This is a genomic window from Streptomyces sp. NPDC058000, from assembly GCF_042886435.1.
In the GTDB taxonomy this organism is placed as follows: domain Bacteria; phylum Actinomycetota; class Actinomycetes; order Streptomycetales; family Streptomycetaceae; genus Streptomyces.
Genome location: NZ_JBHVQS010000025.1, coordinates 63,530 through 84,057, shown reverse-complemented (window position 1 = coordinate 84,057; position 20,528 = coordinate 63,530). Strand labels below are relative to the sequence as shown.

15 protein-coding genes and 1 pseudogene are annotated in these 20,528 nt (G+C 69.7%); 10 read left to right on the top strand and 6 right to left on the bottom strand.

Going from position 1 to position 20,528, the window contains the following annotated elements; genetic code table 11:
* Genes narH through narI form a run of 3 tightly spaced genes read left to right on the top strand, consistent with a single transcriptional unit; the run spans position 1 to position 2,971 of the window.
* The gene (narH, locus tag ACFVT2_RS23660; protein ID WP_390021089.1) at positions 1 to 1,641 is read left to right on the top strand and encodes a nitrate reductase subunit beta; all 1,641 of its coding nucleotides are present in this window, start codon (positions 1 to 3) and stop codon (positions 1,639 to 1,641) included.
* A complete protein-coding gene (gene narJ, locus ACFVT2_RS23655) occupies positions 1,638 to 2,228 on the top strand; it encodes a nitrate reductase molybdenum cofactor assembly chaperone (RefSeq protein WP_390021086.1) in 591 nt (196 codons plus the stop codon). Before narH ends, narJ begins: the two co-directional genes overlap by 4 nt.
* Positions 2,225 to 2,971 (top strand): respiratory nitrate reductase subunit gamma, encoded by a 747-nt coding sequence (gene narI, locus ACFVT2_RS23650; protein ID WP_390021083.1) that lies wholly within the window; start codon positions 2,225 to 2,227, stop codon positions 2,969 to 2,971. Before narJ ends, narI begins: the two co-directional genes overlap by 4 nt.
* Before the next feature lie 129 nt (positions 2,972 to 3,100).
* On the opposite strand, the pseudogene ACFVT2_RS23645 reads toward narI, so the two are convergent.
* Positions 3,101 to 3,619, bottom strand: a pseudogene (locus ACFVT2_RS23645) (MarR family winged helix-turn-helix transcriptional regulator); the annotation flags it as partial.
* A gap of 204 nt (positions 3,620 to 3,823) precedes the next feature.
* Here ACFVT2_RS23645 and ACFVT2_RS23640 point away from each other — a divergent pair.
* The gene (locus ACFVT2_RS23640; protein ID WP_390021080.1) at positions 3,824 to 3,994 is read left to right on the top strand and encodes a hypothetical protein; all 171 of its coding nucleotides are present in this window, start codon (positions 3,824 to 3,826) and stop codon (positions 3,992 to 3,994) included.
* A gap of 184 nt (positions 3,995 to 4,178) precedes the next feature.
* Here ACFVT2_RS23640 and ACFVT2_RS23635 read toward each other — a convergent pair whose 3' ends face one another.
* The 3 genes from ACFVT2_RS23635 to ACFVT2_RS23625 are packed head-to-tail and all read right to left on the bottom strand — an operon-like array spanning position 4,179 to position 7,609.
* Complete coding sequence (locus ACFVT2_RS23635) at positions 4,179 to 5,057, bottom strand: geranyl diphosphate 2-C-methyltransferase (RefSeq protein WP_390021077.1); 879 nt, start codon at positions 5,055 to 5,057, stop codon at positions 4,179 to 4,181.
* A gap of 32 nt (positions 5,058 to 5,089) precedes the next feature.
* A complete protein-coding gene (locus tag ACFVT2_RS23630) occupies positions 5,090 to 6,148 on the bottom strand; it encodes a family 2 encapsulin nanocompartment cargo protein terpene cyclase (RefSeq protein WP_390021074.1) in 1,059 nt (352 codons plus the stop codon).
* A gap of 18 nt (positions 6,149 to 6,166) precedes the next feature.
* Complete coding sequence (locus ACFVT2_RS23625) at positions 6,167 to 7,609, bottom strand: family 2B encapsulin nanocompartment shell protein (protein ID WP_390021071.1); 1,443 nt, start codon at positions 7,607 to 7,609, stop codon at positions 6,167 to 6,169.
* A gap of 515 nt (positions 7,610 to 8,124) precedes the next feature.
* Between ACFVT2_RS23625 and ACFVT2_RS23620 the strand changes: the two genes are divergently transcribed.
* Positions 8,125 to 8,595, top strand: a complete 471-nt coding sequence (locus tag ACFVT2_RS23620) for a methyltransferase (protein WP_390021166.1) — start codon at positions 8,125 to 8,127, stop codon at positions 8,593 to 8,595.
* A 159-nt stretch (positions 8,596 to 8,754) separates the two neighbouring features.
* Here ACFVT2_RS23620 and ACFVT2_RS23615 read toward each other — a convergent pair whose 3' ends face one another.
* Positions 8,755 to 8,922, bottom strand: coding sequence for a hypothetical protein (locus ACFVT2_RS23615; protein ID WP_390021068.1), 168 nt, complete (start codon positions 8,920 to 8,922; stop codon positions 8,755 to 8,757).
* Between the two features lie 215 nt (positions 8,923 to 9,137).
* Positions 9,138 to 10,211: a hypothetical protein gene (locus ACFVT2_RS23610; RefSeq protein WP_390021065.1), complete on the bottom strand. Its 1,074-nt coding sequence runs from the start codon at positions 10,209 to 10,211 to the stop codon at positions 9,138 to 9,140.
* A gap of 1,074 nt (positions 10,212 to 11,285) precedes the next feature.
* On the opposite strand from ACFVT2_RS23610, the gene ACFVT2_RS23605 reads away from it, so the two are divergent.
* The 5 genes from ACFVT2_RS23605 (at position 11,286) to sbnA (ending at position 20,395) form a co-directional block, all read left to right on the top strand.
* Positions 11,286 to 13,967 (top strand): Pls/PosA family non-ribosomal peptide synthetase, encoded by a 2,682-nt coding sequence (locus ACFVT2_RS23605; RefSeq protein ID WP_390021062.1) that lies wholly within the window; start codon positions 11,286 to 11,288, stop codon positions 13,965 to 13,967.
* Complete coding sequence (locus ACFVT2_RS23600; RefSeq protein ID WP_390021060.1) at positions 13,964 to 17,218, top strand: amino acid adenylation domain-containing protein; 3,255 nt, start codon at positions 13,964 to 13,966, stop codon at positions 17,216 to 17,218. The genes ACFVT2_RS23605 and ACFVT2_RS23600 overlap by 4 nt, the downstream gene beginning before the upstream one ends.
* Before the next feature lie 82 nt (positions 17,219 to 17,300).
* Entirely contained in the window at positions 17,301 to 18,305 is a 1,005-nt protein-coding gene (locus ACFVT2_RS23595; protein ID WP_390021057.1) for a TauD/TfdA family dioxygenase, read from the top strand.
* Positions 18,302 to 19,372: a 2,3-diaminopropionate biosynthesis protein SbnB gene (sbnB, locus tag ACFVT2_RS23590; protein ID WP_390021054.1), complete on the top strand. Its 1,071-nt coding sequence runs from the start codon at positions 18,302 to 18,304 to the stop codon at positions 19,370 to 19,372. Before ACFVT2_RS23595 ends, sbnB begins: the two co-directional genes overlap by 4 nt.
* A 36-nt stretch (positions 19,373 to 19,408) precedes the next feature.
* Positions 19,409 to 20,395, top strand: coding sequence for a 2,3-diaminopropionate biosynthesis protein SbnA (gene sbnA / locus ACFVT2_RS23585; protein WP_390021051.1), 987 nt, complete (start codon positions 19,409 to 19,411; stop codon positions 20,393 to 20,395).
* Positions 20,396 to 20,528: the final 133 nt, after the last annotated feature.

The window sequence follows — 20,528 nt, the reverse complement described above, 5'->3', positions numbered from 1 at the left end:
ATGCCCCGTCGCAAGACCACCATCGGTCGCTGTATGGCACAGGTCGCCATGGTCATGAACCTCGACAAGTGCATCGGCTGCCACACCTGCTCGGTCACCTGCAAACAGACCTGGACCAACCGCCAGGGCACCGAGTACGCCTGGTTCAACAACGTCGAGACCCGCCCCGGCCAGGGCTACCCCCGCGGCCACGAGGACCAGGACAAATGGAAGGGCGGTTGGCGCCTGGACGGCCGGGGCCGCCTCGTGCCGCGCTCCGGCGGCCGCGCCCGCCGCCTGGCCCGGCTCTTCGCCAACCCCGAACTCCCCGCGCTCGACGACTACTACGAGCCCTGGACCTACGACTACGACACGCTGATCTCCGCACCCCTGGGCGACGACCTGCCGACCGCCCGCCCCCGGTCCCTGATCGACGGCCGCCCCACCGCGGTGACCTGGGGCCCCAACTGGGACGACGACCTCGGCGGCGGCCCCGAGCACCTGGCCGGCGACCCCGTGCTGCGCCGGATGAACGACCAGGTCAAGCTGGAGTACGAGCAGGCGTTCATGTTCTACCTGCCGCGCATCTGCGAGCACTGCCTCAACCCGTCCTGCGTCGCGGTCTGTCCCTCCGGCGCGCTGTACAAACGCATCGAGGACGGCATCGTCCTGGTCGATCAGGACCGCTGTCGCGGCTGGCGGATGTGCGTCAGCGGCTGCCCGTACAAGAAGGTGTACTTCAACCACACCACCGGCAAGGCCGAGAAGTGCACCCTGTGCTACCCGCGCATCGAGGCGGGCGAGCCCACCGTCTGCTCGGAGACCTGCGTCGGCCGGCTGCGCTACCTCGGGGTCATGCTCTACGACGCCGACAAGGCCGGTGCGGCCGCCGCCGTCCCCGACGAGCGGGATCTGTACGAGGCCCAACTCGACTGCTTCCTCGATCCCGACGATCCCGAAGTCGCCCGCGCCGCCGAGGAGTCGGGCATCCCGCACGACTGGATCACCGCCGCCCGCCACTCCCCCGTCCGCGACCTGATCACCCGATACCGGGTCGCGCTGCCCCTCCACCCCGAATACCGCACCCTCCCCATGGTCTGGTACGTCCCCCCGCTCTCCCCCGTCGTCGACGCGCTGACCCGCAGCGGCCACGACGGCGAGGACCCCGCCAACCTCTTCGGCGCCATCGACACACTGCGCATCCCCCTCGACTACCTGGCCGGGCTCTTCACCGCCGGGGACCCCGAGCCGGTCGAGGCCGCACTGTGCCGGCTCGCCGCGATGCGCGCGCACATGCGCCGGCTCAACCTCGGCGAGGAACGGGACCCGGACATCGCCCGCGGCGTCGGCATGGACGAGCACTCCATCGAAGCCATGTACCGGCTGCTCGCGCTCGCCAAGTACGAGGAACGCTACGTCATCCCCACCGGATACGCCGCCGACACCGGCCGGGACGCCGACACCGGGGACCCCGGCTGCAGCCTGGACGGACACGGCGGGCCCGGCATGTACGACCCGGACGCCTTCCACGCCGCGCCGGTGGCCACCGCCGGAGCGCCGAAGGGCGGACTGCGGGATCGGATCAACCTGCTCAACTGGAACGGCCGGGGCCGGCCACACGGTCTCTTCCCGCCCCACGACGCCGAGGGCGGGAGCCGATGAACCGCCATCGCGCCGTGCACCAGGCGGCAGCCTTGCTCCTCTCGTACCCCGACCCGGCCTGGCCGCAACGGGTCACCCAAGTCACCACCGCGCTCACCCAACTCCCTTGCGTAGAAACGGAGTTGTTGCACCGCTTCTGCCGCGCTGCGGCGCTCACCCCACCGCTGGACCTGGCGGCGCGCTACGTCACCACGTTCGACCGCAGCCGCCGCCGGACCCTGCACCTCACCCACTACACCGACGGCGACACCCGCCGCCGCGGCGCCTCCCTCGCCGCGCTCAAGGCCCGGTACCGCGAGCACGGCTGGGAGCCCGACGCCGGCGAACTACCCGACTTCCTCCCCGCAATGTTGGAATTCGCCGCCCGCTGCCCCCAGGCGGGCACCCCCCTGCTCCACCAGTACCGCGGTGCCGTGGACCTCCTGGCCCAGGCACTCGACGCCTACCACAGTCCCTACGCCGACGTCCTGCGGGCCGTCCAGCGCACGGTGCCCGCCGGCCCACTGCCCGTGCCCGTACCGGATGCCCCCACCCCAGTCCCCTTCCCGATCCTGACCACCCCGGGCGACGAAGGAGTCCGCCGGTGACCACGCACGTGCGCATCGCCCTCTGGGGCGTCCTGCCCTACCTCTCCCTGACCGTCCTGGTCGCCGGCACGCTCTGGCGCTACCGCTACGACCGCTTCGGCTTCACCACCCACTCCAGCCAACTCCACGAGTCCCGACTGCTGCGCACCGGCGGCCCGCTCTTCCACTACGCCCTGCTCTTCGTCGCCGGCGGCCACGTCATGGGGCTCCTGGTACCCGAATCGCTCACCCAACGACTCCGGGTGAGCGAGACGATGTACCACACGGTCGCCCTCGCCATGGGCGGTGCGGCCGGCATCGCCGCCGTCTGCGGCCTGGCCGTCCTCCTCTGGCGCCGGCTGCGAGTGCCCGCCGTCCGCCAGGCGACCAGCCGCAGCGACCGCCTCGTCCATCCGCTACTGACCGTGGTCCTGTTGGCAGGTCTCACCGCCACCGCCTCCTCCGTGGCCAATCCCTACGACTACCGGCTCGGCGTCTCCGTCTGGTTCCGCAGCCTGTTCGCCCTCGACCCCGACGTCCCGGCGATGGCACACGCCCCGCTCGTGTACCAACTCCACGCCCTGCTCGCCATGGCCCTCTTCGCGCTCTGGCCCTTCAGCCGGCTCATCCACGCCTTCACCGCCCCCGTCGGCTACCTGGTCCGGCCGTACATCGTCTACCGCTCCCGGGCCCGCGCCACGCCCTATCGCCACCCCGCCACCGCCCGCCCCGCCACACGGAAACCCGCCGCAAAACGACGGTAGGTCGACACACCGCGCCGACCGGCACGGCGACCCACCCCGCCAGGCTGGCCGCCGCCGGTGCCGCTCACCCAGGCCCAGCCCGTCACGTCCTCCCGATGCGAGCGGGTCCTCGACGAGCCCGGCTATCCGCCGCACCTCGTCGAAGGAGTCGACGGCCAACTCGCCGGCAGCCTGGGTGAGGGCCCGCAACGTCGTTACCAGACCCGCCCGTTGCTCGGCCGGCAACCGACCGACCAACGCGCAGATCTCGGCCCGACGATGCGCGAGGACCTGCTCCACCATGTCCCGTCCCGCTGCCGTGAGTCGCAGGACCACCTCGCGGCGGTTGTCCGGGTTGGTTCTGCGGTCGACCAAACCGACCGCTTCGAGCTTGTCCACCATCCGCATCGCGGTCGACGGGTTGACGCCCAGGGTGGCCGCCATTGCCGCGAGCTTGAGGGGTTCGCAGCTTTCCAGCACCACCAGGGCCCGCAGCTGCGGCAGGGTCATGGCGTCGTCTATCGAGGCGAGGGCGCGTGCCGAGACGGCGATCAGCAGACGGGACGCCGCCATGACGGCGACCGTCACCTCCTCGGCCTCCTCATCAAGATCAGACCACTCGGCGGGCCGGCCGGAGGGCTTCTGCGATGCGGCTTCGTCAATCGGCATGGGGAAGGTTATACCGGCCGGCCCGCCGACCTGTGCCCTACGGGAGTTGCGCGTCCCCAGCCGCACCGCATGCGAGGTTCGACCACGAGAAGGGACAACCGCTGCCGGGGGGGAAACGAGGGGACGGTGTACCTCACGTACCAGAAGTCCTCGGGAAGTAATTGCGCGGTCAGTATCCGCAAGGGGACCGGCGACACTGTCCCCATGTCGGTATTCCTCATGCGGTCCGACGATTCCTCGACCTGGATCTCGGACGAGGGTGACTACACGTCGTACGCCGGCCCCGTGTGGGTCAACGCCAGAGGTGCGTGCGTGGACTGGGGCGGCGTCGTCGGCGGCAGCTACAGCCACCGGGAGAACGACCACTGCGGCTAAGAAAGGCGTACCGGGAAGCGTCCCCCGGTAGCCGTGGCCGGGCGTTCGCGTGCCTGGGCGTCACGATGCGCCGCAGACGTCGTCCTGCGAGCGGAACACCTTCAGCGATCGGGCGCCTGACTGGCGCCCGATCGTCGGTGTCACCTCGCCGGGGCCGCGCCGTCAGTGGCGCGGCCCCGGAGATTCACACGCGGTCGGCGGCGATCAGCAGGTACTGGAAGCTGCCGTTGCGGTAGGCGTTCAGGAAGGTTTCCTCGATGCCCGTGACCAGGTGGTCGGCCTGGCGGCGCAGTTCCCAGTACGGCAGCGCGGCCTCCGTCAGGTCCTCGACGTGCACGGGGACGAGCCGGTTGCGGGCCATCGCGCGGAAGTACTCCGAACGCGGGTGGATGTCGCAGATGTAGTGGGCGTTGATGAGGGACACCTCGCGCGAGGCGCGCCCGTAGGCGTCGTTGTAGCAGCCGGTGATCGTGACGTAGCGGCCACCGCGCCGCAGCAGTCGCGCGTGCTCCGCGAACAGCTGGTCCAGTTCGACGTACATCGTCGACTCGTTGTTCCACGACGCCGCGTACGCGCCGGCGGTGAAGCCGGTGTCGAGCATGTTGCGGTGGTGGTAGCGCACCTTGTCGTCGATACCGCGCTTGCGGGCCTGTTCGTTGGCGAAGTCGGCCTGCTTGGCGGAGATCGTGACGCCGTCGGAGTGGCAGCCGTGGCGCAGGTGCGCGACCACGCTGCCGCCGCCGCGTCCGCACCCGGCGTCGAAGACGCGGTCGGTCGGCGAGAGGTCGCCGAGGTGGGAGGCGAGGAGTTCGGCCTGGGCGTGTTCCAGCCGGTGCAGTTCGCCGGTGACCCGATCGCGGCGGAGGTCGGGGTTCTGCTCGTCCAGCACCGACCAGTCGGCGTCCCCGATGCCGTAGTGGTGGTGGTACAGGTCGTCGATCTTTCCGAGTTCGAGGTTGACCGCGTTTTCCTCGGCGTTCCAGTAGTCCGCGACCCGTGACTGGTACGTGGACTGGGTCGGCACCGGTGTGCGGGCTGCGGTGTCGGCGTGTGCAGTGGTCAACGGTGACTCCTTGCAGTGGTGCGTGGATCGGTCTACCAGTAGTTGGGCAGCTGGTAGCGGTCGGTGTTGGTGGCGTGCCACTCGTGGTTGCCGGAGACCCAGTCGGCCAGGCCCCGGACGTACTTTTCGAGGAGGGGCGAGAGGGCGGACAGCGGGGCTGACTCCGTCTCGAACGCCTCGAAGACCTCGTTGTGGATCTCGACGCTCTTCAGGTAGGCGGCCTTCAGGCCACGTTTGTCGTTGGCGGCCACCACCTGCGGCAGGTTCAGGTGGTTCGGGTCACTGGCCAGTTCCTTGGTGAAGGAGTACAGGTCGTTGACGATGGTCGTGGCATTGGACGCCAGGGCGGTGACCCGCTGGACCTCGGGTCGGGCGTAGAGGGCTTCGGGCAGTTCGTAGCCGTCCACGGCGTCGACCAGGGACAGGCAGGGGCGGAAGTTGTTGAACTGCCGCATCACCAGGTACTCCCAGACCTGCGGGGTGTGCCGCGTCTCCGCCCAGGACGCCTCGCCGAGATAGCCGAGGTGCAGCCGGGCCATGTCGTGGACGAACCGGTCCGTCTGGCTGGGCGTCGCGACGGCCGCATAATCCTTCAGGGCCCAGTAGTACGAGCGCAGGGGTCCGTCCGCCTGCATGCCCGCCCGCCACTCCTCCTCCAGTGCGGGGGTGGCGTGGTACGGGTCGAGGGCCGACTGGGCCAGGATCAGGCGACCGCCGAGGTCGCTGCGGGAGGCACCCCGGCCCTCGTCCTCTTCGCAGTAGCAGCTGTCGACGACGTTCTCGGCCAGCAGGAACTTGCCCGCGACGGTGAGGCGTTCGAGGTCGGCCGCGCCGGGATGTTGCAGGACGACGGCCCGGCCGCACTGGAACTCCGCGAAGTCCCCGGTCCACTGGGCGGGGAACAGGTCTAGTTGGCGGGCCCAGGCTTCCAGCCTCCGGTCGATCTCCTTGGCCTTTTCCGGGTCGGCGGGGGCGGCGGGCCGGTACTTCAGCCCGGGGACGGCTCCGCCGCGGCGGGCCCGCAGGTCGCGGGCGAGGTTCGGCGGGCCGGGCATCGAGAACCCGGCGGCGGTGTTGGGGGGCGTGCTCATGGTTCGTACTCCACCGGGTCAGTCGGCGCTCCGGCCGAGCTGGACGTTCTCCAGGATTCCGACGGCGTCGGGCACGAGGATGGCTTGCGAGTAGTAGGCGGTGACGAGGTACTTGATGATGGCGGCCTGGTCGATGCCCATGAAGCGGACGTTCAGACCCGGTTGGAACTCCTCGGGGATGCCGGTCTGGTACAGGCCGACGACGCCTTGGTCCGCCTCGCCGGTACGCAGCGCGATGATGCTGCTGGTGTGCGCGTTGCCGATCGGGATCTTGCCGCACGGGAAGATCGGGACCCCGCGCCAGGCAGGCACCTCGTGCCCGTCGACGTCCGCGGTGCCCGGCACCAGTCCGCGTTGGTTGCACTGCCGGAAGAAGGCGGCGATCGCCTTCGGGTGGGCCAGGAACAGCCGGGTCTTGCGGCGCATGGACAGCAGCTCGTCCATGTCGTCGGGGGTCGGCGGGCCGGTGTAGGTGCTGATGCGCTGGCCGTAGTCGGCGTTGTGCAGCAGGCCGAACTCCCGGTTGTTGACCAGCTCCCACTCCTGGCGCTCGCGGATCTCCTCGACGGTGAGCCGGAGTTGCTGCTGGGTCTGGTCCATGGGTTCGTTGTAGAGATCGGCGACCCGGCTGTGCACCCGGAGTACGGTCTGGGTCAGGGAGAGTTCGTACTCGCGCGGGCCGAGCTCGTAGTCGACGAATCCGCCGGACAGTGTCGGCTCGCCGACGTGTCCCGCCTGTACCGGGACATCGGCTTCCCCCTTGCGGTTCATGGGGAGTTGCTGCTGCTCCGCGTAGGCCGCCAGGTGTGCGGCCAGGGACGGCGCGCGGTCGGTGAACTCCCGGATCACGTCCCAGGGCAGCACCAACAGCACGCCCGCCGTTTCGGCCCGGACCGAGCTCAACCACAGCGGGTCGGGCCGGCCGATCGCCTCGTCCCCCATCTGGTCGCCGTCCGTGACGACGCCGACGACCTCCTCCGCGCCGTACTTTCCGGCCTGATAGCGGGCGAACCGGCCGTGGACGACGAGGTACGCCTCGGTGGCGGGCTGCCCCGCCTCGAAGAGGACCTGGCCGGCCCGGACCTCCCGGACGTGGAAGCGACCGGCGATCTCTTTGAGGACCTCGATGTCGTCGTAACCGCGCAGGACGGGCAACTCGGTGAGGGTCTCGGGGATCACCTTGATGTTGTCCGCGCCGTTCTGCTCGAACTGGACACGGCCCCGACCGACTCGGAGTTGCAGACGCCGGTTGACCCGGTAGGTGCCACCCTTGACGTCCACCCACGGCAGCTTCTTCAGCAGCCACCGCGAGGTGATGGCCTGCATCTGGGGCTCGGACTTGGTGGTGGTGGCCAGTTGGCGCGCGGCCTGTGTGCTGAGGCTGGTGCGCGCGCTGTCTGCGGGTGGTTCGAGTACGGGCTCCTCGGTGGCGGAACCGGTGACGCTGTCCGGTGTGGACACATTCCCTCCCGGGACGTGAACAGAAGTAAGCAGAACGGCCAGTGGTGCGCAGGGTGGCCGTGCGCAGGGTCAAGCGAAACAGGCGAGAGATCATCTCGGTACGGCGTGAAGGGGGGCGGCTTCGTATTCAGGGGGCGCAAACACCGGGATGTTGCAGGCAGAACGGAATCGCGCACCAACACGCCCCTCGTTCACCGCATTTGCCAGGCATGCGTGCGCCGGGACGGGGAACACCCACATCCCTCGTCCGTGGCTGCTTCGCACAACGATCCGAAACGAGCGACCGGACTTCCGCTGGTGCAAGGCGAGTGCCGCCACACTCCGTCTGACCTGACACGCGGTTCAGACAGAGCGCGACGGCACTCATGGGACTTCTTGCGGGAACGTGTGCCTGTTAGCCCAAGGCGAGGGCCGCCAGCCACAGCGAATGGACCGCGGGGTGGTTCCCGGGCGCGTTGACGCTCAGCAGGCGCACCGGCGGCGCCACACGACCGCGCCGCGTCCCCGATGTCGCGGTGCTGCCAGTCCGGTGGCGGTGCCCCCGTGGGCGGGCCTGCTCGGCGGTGCCGGCCGCGGCCGGGCTCGCCGACCGCATCTCCTTCACTCCGAGGGGCTTCTTCGCCGACCCATTCCCGACCGGCCAGGGCGTCATCCTGTTGTCCATGATCCTGCACGACTGGGACGTCGATCAGTGCCGCAGCATCCTGCGAAGCTGTTACGGCGCACTGGCCCCTGGCGGCCAGCTGCTGATCAGCGAATTGCTCGTCGCCGACGCCAAGGACGGCCCGCTCGACGCCACCTTGATGAGCCTGTCGATGGTCGTCGTGGAGACGTTCGGTCGCAACTACACGGGCGAGGAGTACCGGGTCCTGGCTGCTGGACGTCAGGTTCATCGACGCCGAGATCCGCCCGTTCGCCGCCCCCGCCGCGAACGGGGTCATCATCGCCCGCAAACCGTGAGCGCGCGGCGGTGCGGGTGGTCGTGACTCCGCCAGCGGGGCGACTTCGCCGTTGACGGTGCAGGTGAGGCCGGCGTCCGGCGGACTGCCGGAGCGGAACGAGTTTGCCGCCCGTCGTCCCCGTGCACCCTTGGAGCGAGCAATGCGCCCCGCCCCTACCTCGGCAGGGGCGGGGCGCATGGCCATTCAGCTCGTGGTCGGACGTGGCTGTAGGGACTTCGCCCAGATGGCGAGCAGTTGCTCGTACTCGGCTTGTTCCTCGGGCCATAGCGGCCGACCTACTCGGGCGGCCATGAACGCGCGTATCCGTTCGTTGGCCTCGGCAGTGGCGTCTGGGACGCATGTGGGCGTCATGTCGCAGATGATATGCGGCTGAGTGGTCTGCGGCCATTACCGCTTTTGGATGACGTTCACAAGCTCTGCCCTTGATGTGACGTTTCCTCACGACTGCATGCGGATCGCCCACCGCTCCGATCCCATGACCGAGGCGATCGACGAAGGCGTCGAGGGTCCTCTCGTACAAGGAGGGTCCGGTCGCACGAGGTGGTCACCTGCTCGTCCCGCGGCGCCTAGAAGGGGTGAGAGTACGGACGCTCCTGTACTCGGTCATAGATCCTGCGCAGCCACGGCTGCCGGACGGCGGGAAGCCGTGCCAGGGTGCGGAGGAAGACCTCTCCGTCCGGCCGGAAGGGGCTCCACGGACGCATCGGCAGTGGATCGTCGCGGAGGACGCCGTCGGGAAGTCCGCCCGTCGCGGGGACCGGCAGCCGCTCGTCGGGGAAGGCTAGATGCGTCCACACTTCGACGGGCAGGGGAACGGTCTGCGCGGTGTTCGCGGTGGCGGAGGGCCGCCATGGGCGCCCCGTCCGCACGTGCCGCGGCACCAGGAGGATGTCGGGGGCCGGGTCCGGGGCGGGCCGGCCCGGGCCGGCCAACGCCGCGGTCTTCGCCGGTGTCCCGGCCGGGAGCAGCGCGTGGAGCGCACGGCCGAACAAGTCCGCGACGAGGCCGTCGGGGACGGCCACGGCTGTCCCCGACGAAGCAGCCAGCAGGTGCGCCAGCGCTGCCCCGACAGCCGCTGCCCACTGGGGACTCCATCGCCCGCTCTGGTCGACCGGCGGCGATCCGTACCGCTCTCGCGCCGGCGTCGCCTCCTCGCCGGTCGGCCGACCGGCCGGCTCGTCGGTGGGACGACCGCGTACGGCGTCCGGGGCGAACCACACCGTCTGCCAGAGCGAGCAGTCGTCGATGCGGGTGGCCACGGCCCGGCCGCACCGCTCGCACGCAAGGTTGGGGCCGTCGCTGCCGTCCAGTCCACAGCAGTAGCCGCCGCATCGCTCCGGGATCAGGACGGTGCCGCGTGCGTCACCGGGCGCGATGACGATCGCTCCCGGGGCGCCGAAGGACAGGGCATACACCGGCGCGAACACACCGCGGGCCGCCGCCTCGTCCACTCCGACCTCGCACCACCGCCGCCACGGCGGCCCCCATGGGTCCGGGTCCACGGCATAGGTGCCCGGGTCCATGAGCACCGGGAGCAGCACTCCGTTCCCCCATGTCTGGTGGGCGTGGACGGGAAGCGCAACCTGCGACACCGGAGCACTCAACGCGGCGTCACATCCCGCGCACACGAACACCGTCACACACCCTCCCCGCCCCTGACATACGGATTGTCCTTGGTTACGGGAACTGAGGGAAATCTCTTCCGAGCGCCCTGGCAACCGGTTTACCGGAGTGTGGCGCGCCATTACCGGAGAGGGGGCGAATCTTTATCGACGGGTCTCAGCCCGTCGGCTGCTTTGCGCCAGTCCGGTTGACTGTTGACGCGGATAGCGTTCCCTTCCCCCTACCGCCGAGCGTAGGCATTCGACCTTTTTGTTCCGAATGTGATATTTTCGAGTATTGCGGGTCTTCTCCCTTTTGTAAATCCGGGGCGGCCGGGCCGCTGGCGTTCCGAGCGGGGTATGGAGGGAACGAACCAGCAGGTGGTGAACCTCACATGAGGCTGCGTCGCACAGTGGCCGAACCCCCGAGGAACGGCCGGATTGATCCTTTTTCGTTGTGTGCACGGGCGCATTTTTATTGGCCTACACCTGCCTAGTTCGTCATCCGGTCGAGTCCTACGTTCTTCAACGACCCCATTCGGTCGGATCGGAAAGGGGGCAATGGTTTTCCCAGGTTCCACCTTCGGCCGGGCCGCGAAAGAGCGCCGGAGGGTGAGCCCGGGGAACCTGGGTCAGCGTCACGCCCATGGTGAGAAACGTCTGCACAGGGGCGGAAAGGTCGAGGGTTGGCGTCACTCTCCCACGCCGGGAAATCAACCGGAGAGCCGTCTTCCGTTGGCCATCCGCGTTACGCCTGAGGGCAGGTGCCGCATTCACCCGGATCAGCGTGCCGTGCTGCGTCCGGCCGTGTTCGTCAGGTGAGAAAAGCTCGGCAATATTCCCGTTCGGCAGCGGTGTCTACGTGTCGTCGTGGGGACGGCGCGGAAAGCTCACATTCTTTCGGCCCTGGGCCCGGTGGCCGGCATGCCCGCAACGGCGGCGTGCCCGCAACGGCCCGGCCGACGCGCTCATCACGGTGAACGCACTCTGATGCACTGCACCACGGCACGCCTTCCATCGGCACTGCGGCACGTCACGGGCTCGTCCCGACCGCAGGTCCGGTGAATCGACTTCAGCCCGCAGAAACGCGCATGACGCGCGCAAGGAGCTCGCATGGTGAGAGAACCTGCCGAGGGCCCATCCGACGGCCCACCGGAATCCGTAACGTGCCCCCGGGGTAGCGGGGATTCAACGGCCGGCGTGGAGCGCGCCTTCGCCGAGTTGCTGGCCGAGGTCGTGCGTACCGAACAGGTCCCGGTCGACGGTCATTTCTTTGCCGATCTCGGTGCCGACTCGCTGGTGATGGCGCATTTCTGCGCACGCGTCAGAAAACGACCGGATTTACCGCCGGTGTCGATGAAGGACGTCTACCAGCACTCGACCATCCGAAGTCTGGCGGCAGCACTGGCCGATGCCACACCCGAACGGGCCACCACAGCTGCCCCGGCTGACCCGATGCCGGACGAGGCGCCGCTCTCCGGCAGCACCGTGCGCTATGTCCTGTGCGGGGCAATGCAGTTGTTGTTCTTCCTTGGATATTCCTACCTCGTCGCATTCACCACCGCGAGGGGCTATCGGTGGGTCGCCGACGGTTCGGGGCCGATCGGCGTCTACGGGCGAGCGGCCCTCTTCGGTGGGACCGAATTCCTGGGCCTGTGCGCATTCCCGGTCCTGGCCAAATGGCTCCTCATAGGCCGGTGGAGATCCCGCGAGTTCCCGGTCTGGGGGTTGGCCTACCTGCGCTTTTGGATCGTCAAGGTGCTGGTGCACGCCAACCCCGTGGTGCTGTTCGTCGGTAGCCCCGTGTACGTGCTCTATCTGCGGGCCCTCGGCGCGAAGATCGGCAAGCACGTCACGATCCTGTCCCGCACCGTCCCGGTCTGCACCGACCTGCTCACCGTCGGCGCCGGAACGGTGATCCGGAAGGACTCGTTCTTCCTCTGCTACCGGGCGCATGCCGGGAGGATCCAGACCGGGACGGTCGCCCTCGGCCGGGACGTGTTCGTCGGCGAGCGGACCGTCTTGGACATCGACACCGCGATGGGGGACGGTGCGCAGCTCGGCCACACCTCCGCCCTGCAACGCGGCGAGACCGTGCCCGGCGGCCAACGGTGGCACGGCTCTCCGGCACAGCAAACCGAGGTGAACTACGTACGGGTGGCGCCGGTACGGTGCGGCACCTGGCGACGGGCCGCGTTCGGCGTGGTCGGCCTGGTGAAGGCGTTCCTCGTCGTCGTGCCGCTGACCGTTGCCGGTGCCGCCCTCCTCCTGACCCGGGTGCCCGTGCTGGGCGGCCGGGAGGACCTCGCCCAGCGGTCCTTCGCCTCTGCCGCGTTCTACCTCAACGCGCTGGTTCTGTCCCTCGTGGTGTTCTTCGGCTTCGTCGTCGTGGGACTGGCCGTGCTCTGCACCGTCCCGCGCCTGTCGCACCGGGTGATCGAACCCGGGACGGCCTATCCGCTCTACGGCTTCCGTTACGCGGTGCACCGCACGGTCGCGCGGATGACGAACCTCAAGTTCTTCATCTGGCTCTTCGGTGACAGCTCCTACATCGTCACCTACCTACAGCGTCTGGGGTACGGCCTCTCCCCCGTCGAACAGACCGGCTCGAACTTCGGCATCGGGCTCCAGCACGACTCCCCCCACCTGAGCGTCGTCGGCAGTGGCACGATGGTCGCCGACGGCCTCTCGCTGATCAACGCCGAGGTCTCCCGCACCTCCTTCAGCGTCTCCCGCACGGCGATCGGGAAGCGCAACTTCCTCGGCAACTACATCGCCTACCCCGCACAGGGCCGCACGGGCGAGAACTGCCTGCTGGCGACCAAGGTGATGGTCCCGCTCGACGGAGAGGTCCGGACGGGAGTGGGGCTGCTCGGCTCGCCGTGCTTCGAGATCCCGCGGTCGGTGGAGCGCGACACCCGCTTCGACCACTTGCGCAGCGGGGACGAACTGCACCGCCTCCTGGCCGCCAAGAACCGCTACAACCTCCGCACCGTGGGCCTGGTCCTGCTCATCCGGTGGGTGCACGTCTTCGGTGTGACGCTGCTGAGCCTGGCGACCGCCACCCGCGACGACGGCATCGGGAACCTCCTGGACGCCGGGTTCCTGGTGTGCGCCATGGGGTTCACGGCCGTCTACTACGCGCTGGTGGAGCGGTGCATGACGCGGTTCCGCCCGCTGCGGCCGCAGGTGTGCTCCATCTACGACCCGTACTTCTGGCATCACGAGCGCCTGTGGAAGGTACCCGACACCCATTTCAACGCGTTCAACGGAACCCCGTTCAAGAACGTCGTCTGGCGGCTGCTGGGGGTCCGGCTCGGTCGCCGGGTCTTCGACGACGGCTGCTACCCCTCCGAGCGCACACTCACCGCCATCGGTGACGACTGCACCCTGAACGCCGGCAGCAGGATCCAGTGCCACTCGCAGGAGGACGGCACCTTCAAGTCCGACCGCAGCACGCTCGGCGCGGGCTGCACCCTCGGGGTCGGCGCGCTGGTCCACTACGGCGTGACGATGGGCGACGGCGCGGTGCTCGCCGCCGACTCCTTCCTGATGAAGGGCGAGGACGTACCCCGGCACGCGCGGTGGGCCGGGAACCCGGCCGCCGAGACGCGCGACCGCCGGCAGCGGACGCCCGGCACGGACTCCGGCCCCGGGCCTGCACCGTCGGCCGTCCGCCGGGCACCGTCACTGCCCGCTCCCCGTCACCAGGCCACACCGGACGAGCCACCACCGCATCGCCGCGACCGGCGACCGGCGGCGCCACGGCACGAGCCAGCAGAGGAAGCCCGATGAAGAAGCCGACGGACGACGACCGCGCGTACTGGCGGAAGGTCCTCGCCGGCGGAGGATCCACCTCGATCCCTCGATGGGCCACCGCGCCGACGGCCGGCCTCGCCGGACACGAACTGCCCCTCCCCGACGACCTGGTGACGCGACTGGACCGATGGGCCGAGACCCATCGCCTGCCCCTGGACGCGGCCCTGTTGGCCGCGCACGCCACGGTGCTCGCCGCGCTCTCCGGAGAGCAGGAGGTGACCACCGGCTACCTCGCCGCCGACGGTGGTACGGCGCTGCCCTGCCGGGTGTCCACCGCCCCGGATACCTGGCACGAACTGGCCCTGGAGTCAGCCCGGACGGTGACCGGACTCCTCGCGCACCGGGGCATCGCGGTGGACGACCTCACAGCCGAACTGGGCCTGCCCGAAGCCCCGTTCGAGACCGAACTCGACCTGTCCGGTACCGGCGACGAGCTGGCCGCGAGCACGGTGCTACGGGTGACAGCAGCGCGACACGGCGGTCGGCTCACCCTACGGCTGCGGTACCGGACCGACGTACTGGACGCGGAGAGCGCAGCCCGCACGGCCGGCTACCACCTCACTGCCCTGACCCGGTTCGTTGCGGATCCGCACGCCGCACACGGACGGCAGAGCCTGCTCTCCGCCGCCGAACGCCGCTTCCAACTCGACGGGTTGGCCGGGCCCCAGCGGGAGCTGCCCGACCTTCGGTTCCACGAACTGTTCGAAGAGCGGGTACGAGCCCATCCGGACGCCGTCGCCGCCGTGCACGGCGACCAGCAGTGCACCTACCGGGAACTCAACCGCCGCGCCAACCGGTTGGGGCACGCCCTGTTGGCCCGAGGGCTGGCCCGCGAGGACGTCGTCGCCGTCGTCACCGAACGCAACCTGGACTGGATGGCTGCCGTCCTTGCCGTTTTCAAGGCGGGCGGCGTCTACCTGCCCATCGAGCCGCACTTCCCGGCCGACCGCATCGCGGCCGTGCTCGCCCGCGCCGAGTGCGGCCTCGTCCTGACCGAACCCGGCGCCACCGTCACCCTCGACCGGGCCCTGGCCACCCTCCCGGGTGTCCGTACGCTCGGCGTCGGCGCCGCCCACGACAGCGACTACGCGGCGGACGACCTCGGTGTCACGGTCGGCCCGGACCAGCTCGCCTACATCTACTTCACCAGCGGCTCCACCGGGGAGCCCAAAGGCGCGATGTGCGAGCACGCCGGATTCCTCAACCACCTCCACGCCAAGATCACCGACCTGGGGATCGCCGAGGGCCAGGTCGTCGCCCAGACCGCCCCCCAGTGCTTCGACATCTCCCTCTGGCAGCTGGTCTCCGCCCTCCTGGTCGGCGGCCGCACCCATCTGGTCGACCAGCGGGCCGTCCTGGACGTCCAGCGCTTCGTCGACACCCTCGCCGACGGACGCGTCACCGTCCTCCAGGTCGTACCGTCCTACCTCGAAGCCGTCCTGTCCCATCTGGAACTCCACCCGCGCCCCCTGCCGGACCTGCGGTGCGTCTCGGTCACCGGAGAGGCGCTGAAGCACGAGCTCGTCCAGCGGTGGTTCGCGGCGCGGCCGGGCGTCCGGCTCGTCAACGCCTACGGGCTGACGGAGACCTCCGACGACACCAACCACGCGGTCATGGACCGGGCGCCCGACGGCGACCGGGTCCCGCTCGGGCCGTGCGTGAACAACGTGCGCGTCTACGTCGTGGACGAGCTCCTGGAGCCGGTGCCGCTGGGCGCCCCCGGCCAGATCGTCTTCTCCGGTGTCTGCGTCGGCCGGGGGTACGTCAACGACCCCGAACGCACCCGCCTGGCCTTCCTCGACGATCCGCACCGACCGGGCCAACGGCTCTACAAAGGCGGCGACTACGGCCGGTGGCTGCCCGGGGGCACGTTGGAGTTCCTCGGGCGCCGGGACGCCCAGGTCAAGGTCCGCGGCTTCCGGATCGAGATCGGTGAGATCGAGAACGCGTTGCTGCGCGTGCCCGGTGTCCGGGACGGTGCCGTCGTGGTCGCCGGGCACGACGGTCAGGCCAAGCACCTGGTGGCGTTCTACTGCGGCCCGCAGCCCTTGGCGGCGGAGTCCCTGCGCGAGCGGTTGGCCGAGTCGCTGCCGCCCTACATGCTTCCCAGCGCCTTCCACTGGCGGGCGCACCTGCCGTTGACCCCCAACAGCAAGATCGACAAGAAGGCGCTGACCTCCCTCGCCACCCGACCGGAGACGCCCGGGGAGGGCCATCGCGCCCCGCGTACCCCCACCGAGCGGCGGCTGGCCCGTGCCTGGGCGGAGGTCCTCGGCATCCGGGAGGACCGGATAGGACGGCACGACCACTTCTTCGACCGGGGCGGTACGTCGCTGTCGGCCGTGAAACTGGCGATCGCCCTCGACCGCACGGTCTCCCTCAAGGACCTCACCCGCCACCCGGTACTCGCCGACTTGGCCGAACTGGTCGACGGCCGCCGCGAACCGGACCACGGGCTGCTCCAGACCCTCGCCGAGCCGGCGGGCGAACCCACGGGTCACCTGGTGTGCTTCCCCCAAGCCGGAGGCAACGCGGTCGCCTTCCGGCCGCTGGCCCAGGCACTGCGGAACAGCGGCCTGGCCGTCCACGCCGTCGAACTGCCCGGCCACGACCCGGCCGCCGACCACGAGCCCTTCGCACCGTTGGACGACGTCGCCGAGCAGACCGCCGCCGAGATCGTCCGGCGCGGCCTGACCGGGGTCCTGCTGTGGGGCCACTCCTCGGGCGCCGCACTCGCCGTGGCCACCGCCCAGCGGCTCCAAGCCCGCCAGGTGCCCGTACAACGGGTCTTCCTCGGCGCCCAGTTGCTCGGCGACGCCGCCGAACGGCGCGCCGCCGCCGGCGCCCTGACCACACGGAGCAATACGGAGCTCGCCGAGGAATTGAGCGCTGACCGCGACCACCCCGCACGAGGCACACCGGATTCCCGGCACGCCGCACACACCGGCGCCGCCTACCGGCACGACTGCGTGGCCGCGCACCACTACTTCGCCGACGCCCTGGACCACCCGCCGACCACGAGGCTGACCGCGCCCCTGACCGTCGTCGCCGCCGACGACGACCCGAGCACGGCCGACGCCGCACACCGGCACCTCGACTGGCAGCTCCTGGCCGAACACGTCGACCTGCACCGGCTCCCCGACGGCGGCCACTTCTTCCCCCGCACCCGACCGGCCGAGACAGCGCAGACCGTGCTGTCCGCCGTCCCCCTCCCGATGCCTTCGTGAACCGCACGGAAGACATCGGCCGCACCACCCCGTACCCCCACCCACGGGACACGAAGTTGCCCACAACAGGAGAGGCACCGACATGTCATCGCCACCTTCAGTGACCCTGCTCGACGTGGCTCTGCGGCCCGGCCGACCGCCGATGCTCCTGGCCGAACCCCACGGCGACCCGGCACACTGGGCAGCCCGGCACCGGGAGGCCCTGCGCGCCACCCTCGCCGAACACGGTGCCGTCCTGGTCCGTGGTCTGGGCCTGCACGACACCGCCGGGACCACAGCCACCTTCAAGGCACTGTCCACCGATCTGATGGTGGAGACGGAGAGCTTCGCGCCCCGGCAGCGCTACGAAACGGGCGTGTACTCATCCTCGAAGTGGCCCCAGAACCAACCGATGTGCATGCACCACGAACTCAGCTACACCCTGGAGTTCCCCAGTCTGATGCTGTTCGCGTGCCTGCGGGCCCCCGCCGACGGCGGGGCGACCGCGGTGGCCGACGCGACCACCGTCCTGGACGCACTGCCCAGGAAGGTGGTCAAGCGCTTCGACCGGCAGGGCTGGCTGCTGACCCGCACCTACAACGACGAGATCGGAGCCTCCGTCGCCGAGGCGTTCGGCACCGACGACCGCGACACCGTCGAACGGTACTGCCGCGCCAACGCCATTGACGTCCGATGGCAGCCCGACGGCACCCTCCACACCCGCCAGCGGCGCAGCGCCGTGGTGCGTCACCCGCTCTCCGGCCGCCGCTGCTGGTTCAACCAGATCGCCTTCCTCAACGAGTGGACGATCGCCCCGGAGATCCGGGAGTACCTGGTGGACACCTACGGCGCCGACGGACTGCCGTTCAACACCCGCTACGGCAACGGCGACCCGATCGACGCGGACGTCATCGAGCTGCTGAACACGGTCTACCAGCACCACACCGCACGAGAACCGTGGCAGGACGGCGACCTGCTGCTCGTGGACAACATCCGCACCGCACACAGCAGGGAGCCGTTCGAAGGGGCCCGCGAAGTGCTCGTCGCGATGGCCGACCCCATCCGCCTTGCCGACTGCTCCCCCAGCATCGAGGTGATCCTCCCGTGACGACCCTGCACTCCTCCGTTCCCCAGCCCGCCGACCCCGCGCCGCCCACCGCACCGTCCTTCGCGGTGATCTCCGGGGCCCAGGTCCAGCACGCCTTGCAGGGACGAGCGCGTGCCATCGTGGACCTGGTCGAGGCCACCTACCGTCTGCACGGCACCGGTGATTCGGTCAACCCGCCCTCGTACTTCCTGAGGTTCCCCGACCGACCGACCTCCCGCATCATCGCGCTGCCCGCCTCGATGGGCGGGTCGGCCCCGGTGGACGGCCTCAAGTGGATCTCCAGCTTCCCGACGAACGTGGCGGCCGGAATCCCGCGGGCCTCCGCGGTACTGATCCTCAACGACCACGACACGGGGTACCCGTTCGCCTGTCTGGAGAGTTCGATCATCAGCGCCACCAGGACGGCGGCGTCCGCGGCCCTGGCCGCCGACCGGCTCAGCCGCGGCCGGCCGCGCCCCCGCAGCGTCGGATTCTTCGGCACGGGCCTGATCGCACGCTACATCCACACCTTCCTGGCGAACACCGGTTGGGAGTTCGACCAGATCGGCGTGCACGACCTGTCCGCCGACAGCGCCGCCGGATTCCGCCTGTACCTGGAGCAGTCCGGCGCCACCCAGTGGATCACCGTGCACGACAGTGCCGAGCAGCTGATCCGCACGAGCGATCTGATCGTCTTCGCCACCATCGCGGGACGACCGCACGTCAGCGAGGTGTCGTGGTTCGACCATCACCCGCTGGTGCTGCACATCTCGCTGCGCGACCTCGCCCCCGAGATCGTGCTCGCCTCGACCAACATCGTCGATGACATCGAGCACTGCCTGAAGGCGGACACCTCGCCGCACCTGGCCGAACAACGCACCGGGCGGCGGGACTTCCTCCTGGGGACGCTCGACGACGTACTGGCGGGGCGGGTGACGCCACCTGCGGACCGGACCGTGCTGTTCTCGCCCTTCGGACTCGGGGTCCTGGATCTGGCGGTCGGCAAGTACGTCTACGACGAGGTGGTCCGCTCCGGCGAACTGCACGTCGTCGACGACTTCTTTCACGAACTGCGCCGCCATGGCTGACCGGCCCGGAGCGGTGCCGCTGATGAGGTGGACGTCATGACCGTCATTTCCGTTCCCATGGACTTCAACGCCGAGGATCTCTACGTCGACCTGCGGGCGATCGTGGGGCATGCGCTGTTTCTCAAGTGTGAGGGCTTCAACTTCGCCGGTTCGATCAAGCTCAAGGCGGCGACCGAGATGGTGGAGGCCGCCGAATGGAACGGCCTCCTCAAACCGGGATCCATCCTGGTCGAGTCCTCGTCGGGGAACCTGGGCGTCGCCCTGAGCATCCTCGCCGCCAGCAAGGGCTACGGCTTCCTGTGCGTGACCGATGCCCGCTGCAACCTCTCCGCGCGGCGGTTCATGGAGGCGATGGGAAGCCAGGTGCACATCATCGCCGAACCGGCGGCCGAGGGCGGTCTGCTCGGCGCACGGATCGCCCACGTCAGGGCGCTGTGCGCCGCCGATGACCGGTACGTATGGCTCAACCAGTACACCAACGGGGACAATTGGAAGGCTCACTACCGCACCACTGCGCCGGCCATCGCCCGCCGCTTCCCGCGGCTGGACGTGCTGTTCGTCGGAGCGGGCACCACCGGGACCCTGATGGGGTGCGCCCGCTACTTCCGGGAGTTGCACCGGCAGGTGCAGGTCGTGGCGGTGGACAGTGTCGGCTCGGTGACTTTCGGAGGCGAGCCGGGTCGACGGATGATCCCCGGGCTGGGGACGAGCGTGCGCCCGGCGTTGCTGGACGAGTCCTACGTCGACGATCTGGTCCGCGTCGAGGAGGCGGACACCGTCCGGGCCTGCCACCGTCTGGCCAGGCGCGGCTTCCTCTTCGGCGGGTCCACCGGCACCGTGGTCAGCGGTGCCGTGGAGTGGCTGGCCCGGCACGACGGCCACGACCTCACCGCGGTGGCCATCGCCCCGGACCTCGGCGAGCGCTACCTGGACACCATTTACCAGACCAACTGGCTGCACGGCCTGTACGGCGAGGACGTGCTCGATCCCGACGAACTCGCGGCGGACCTCAGATCGGTCTGAGGGCTGTCTGAGACCGCGGCTGACGGGCACCGGCGGGCGCCCTGCCACCGGTGTGGATCCACCCGGGCTCCACCCCTGAGTGGATCCACTCCACCCGGCCCGGGTGCGAAGCTGAAGTCGCACGACCCCGTGT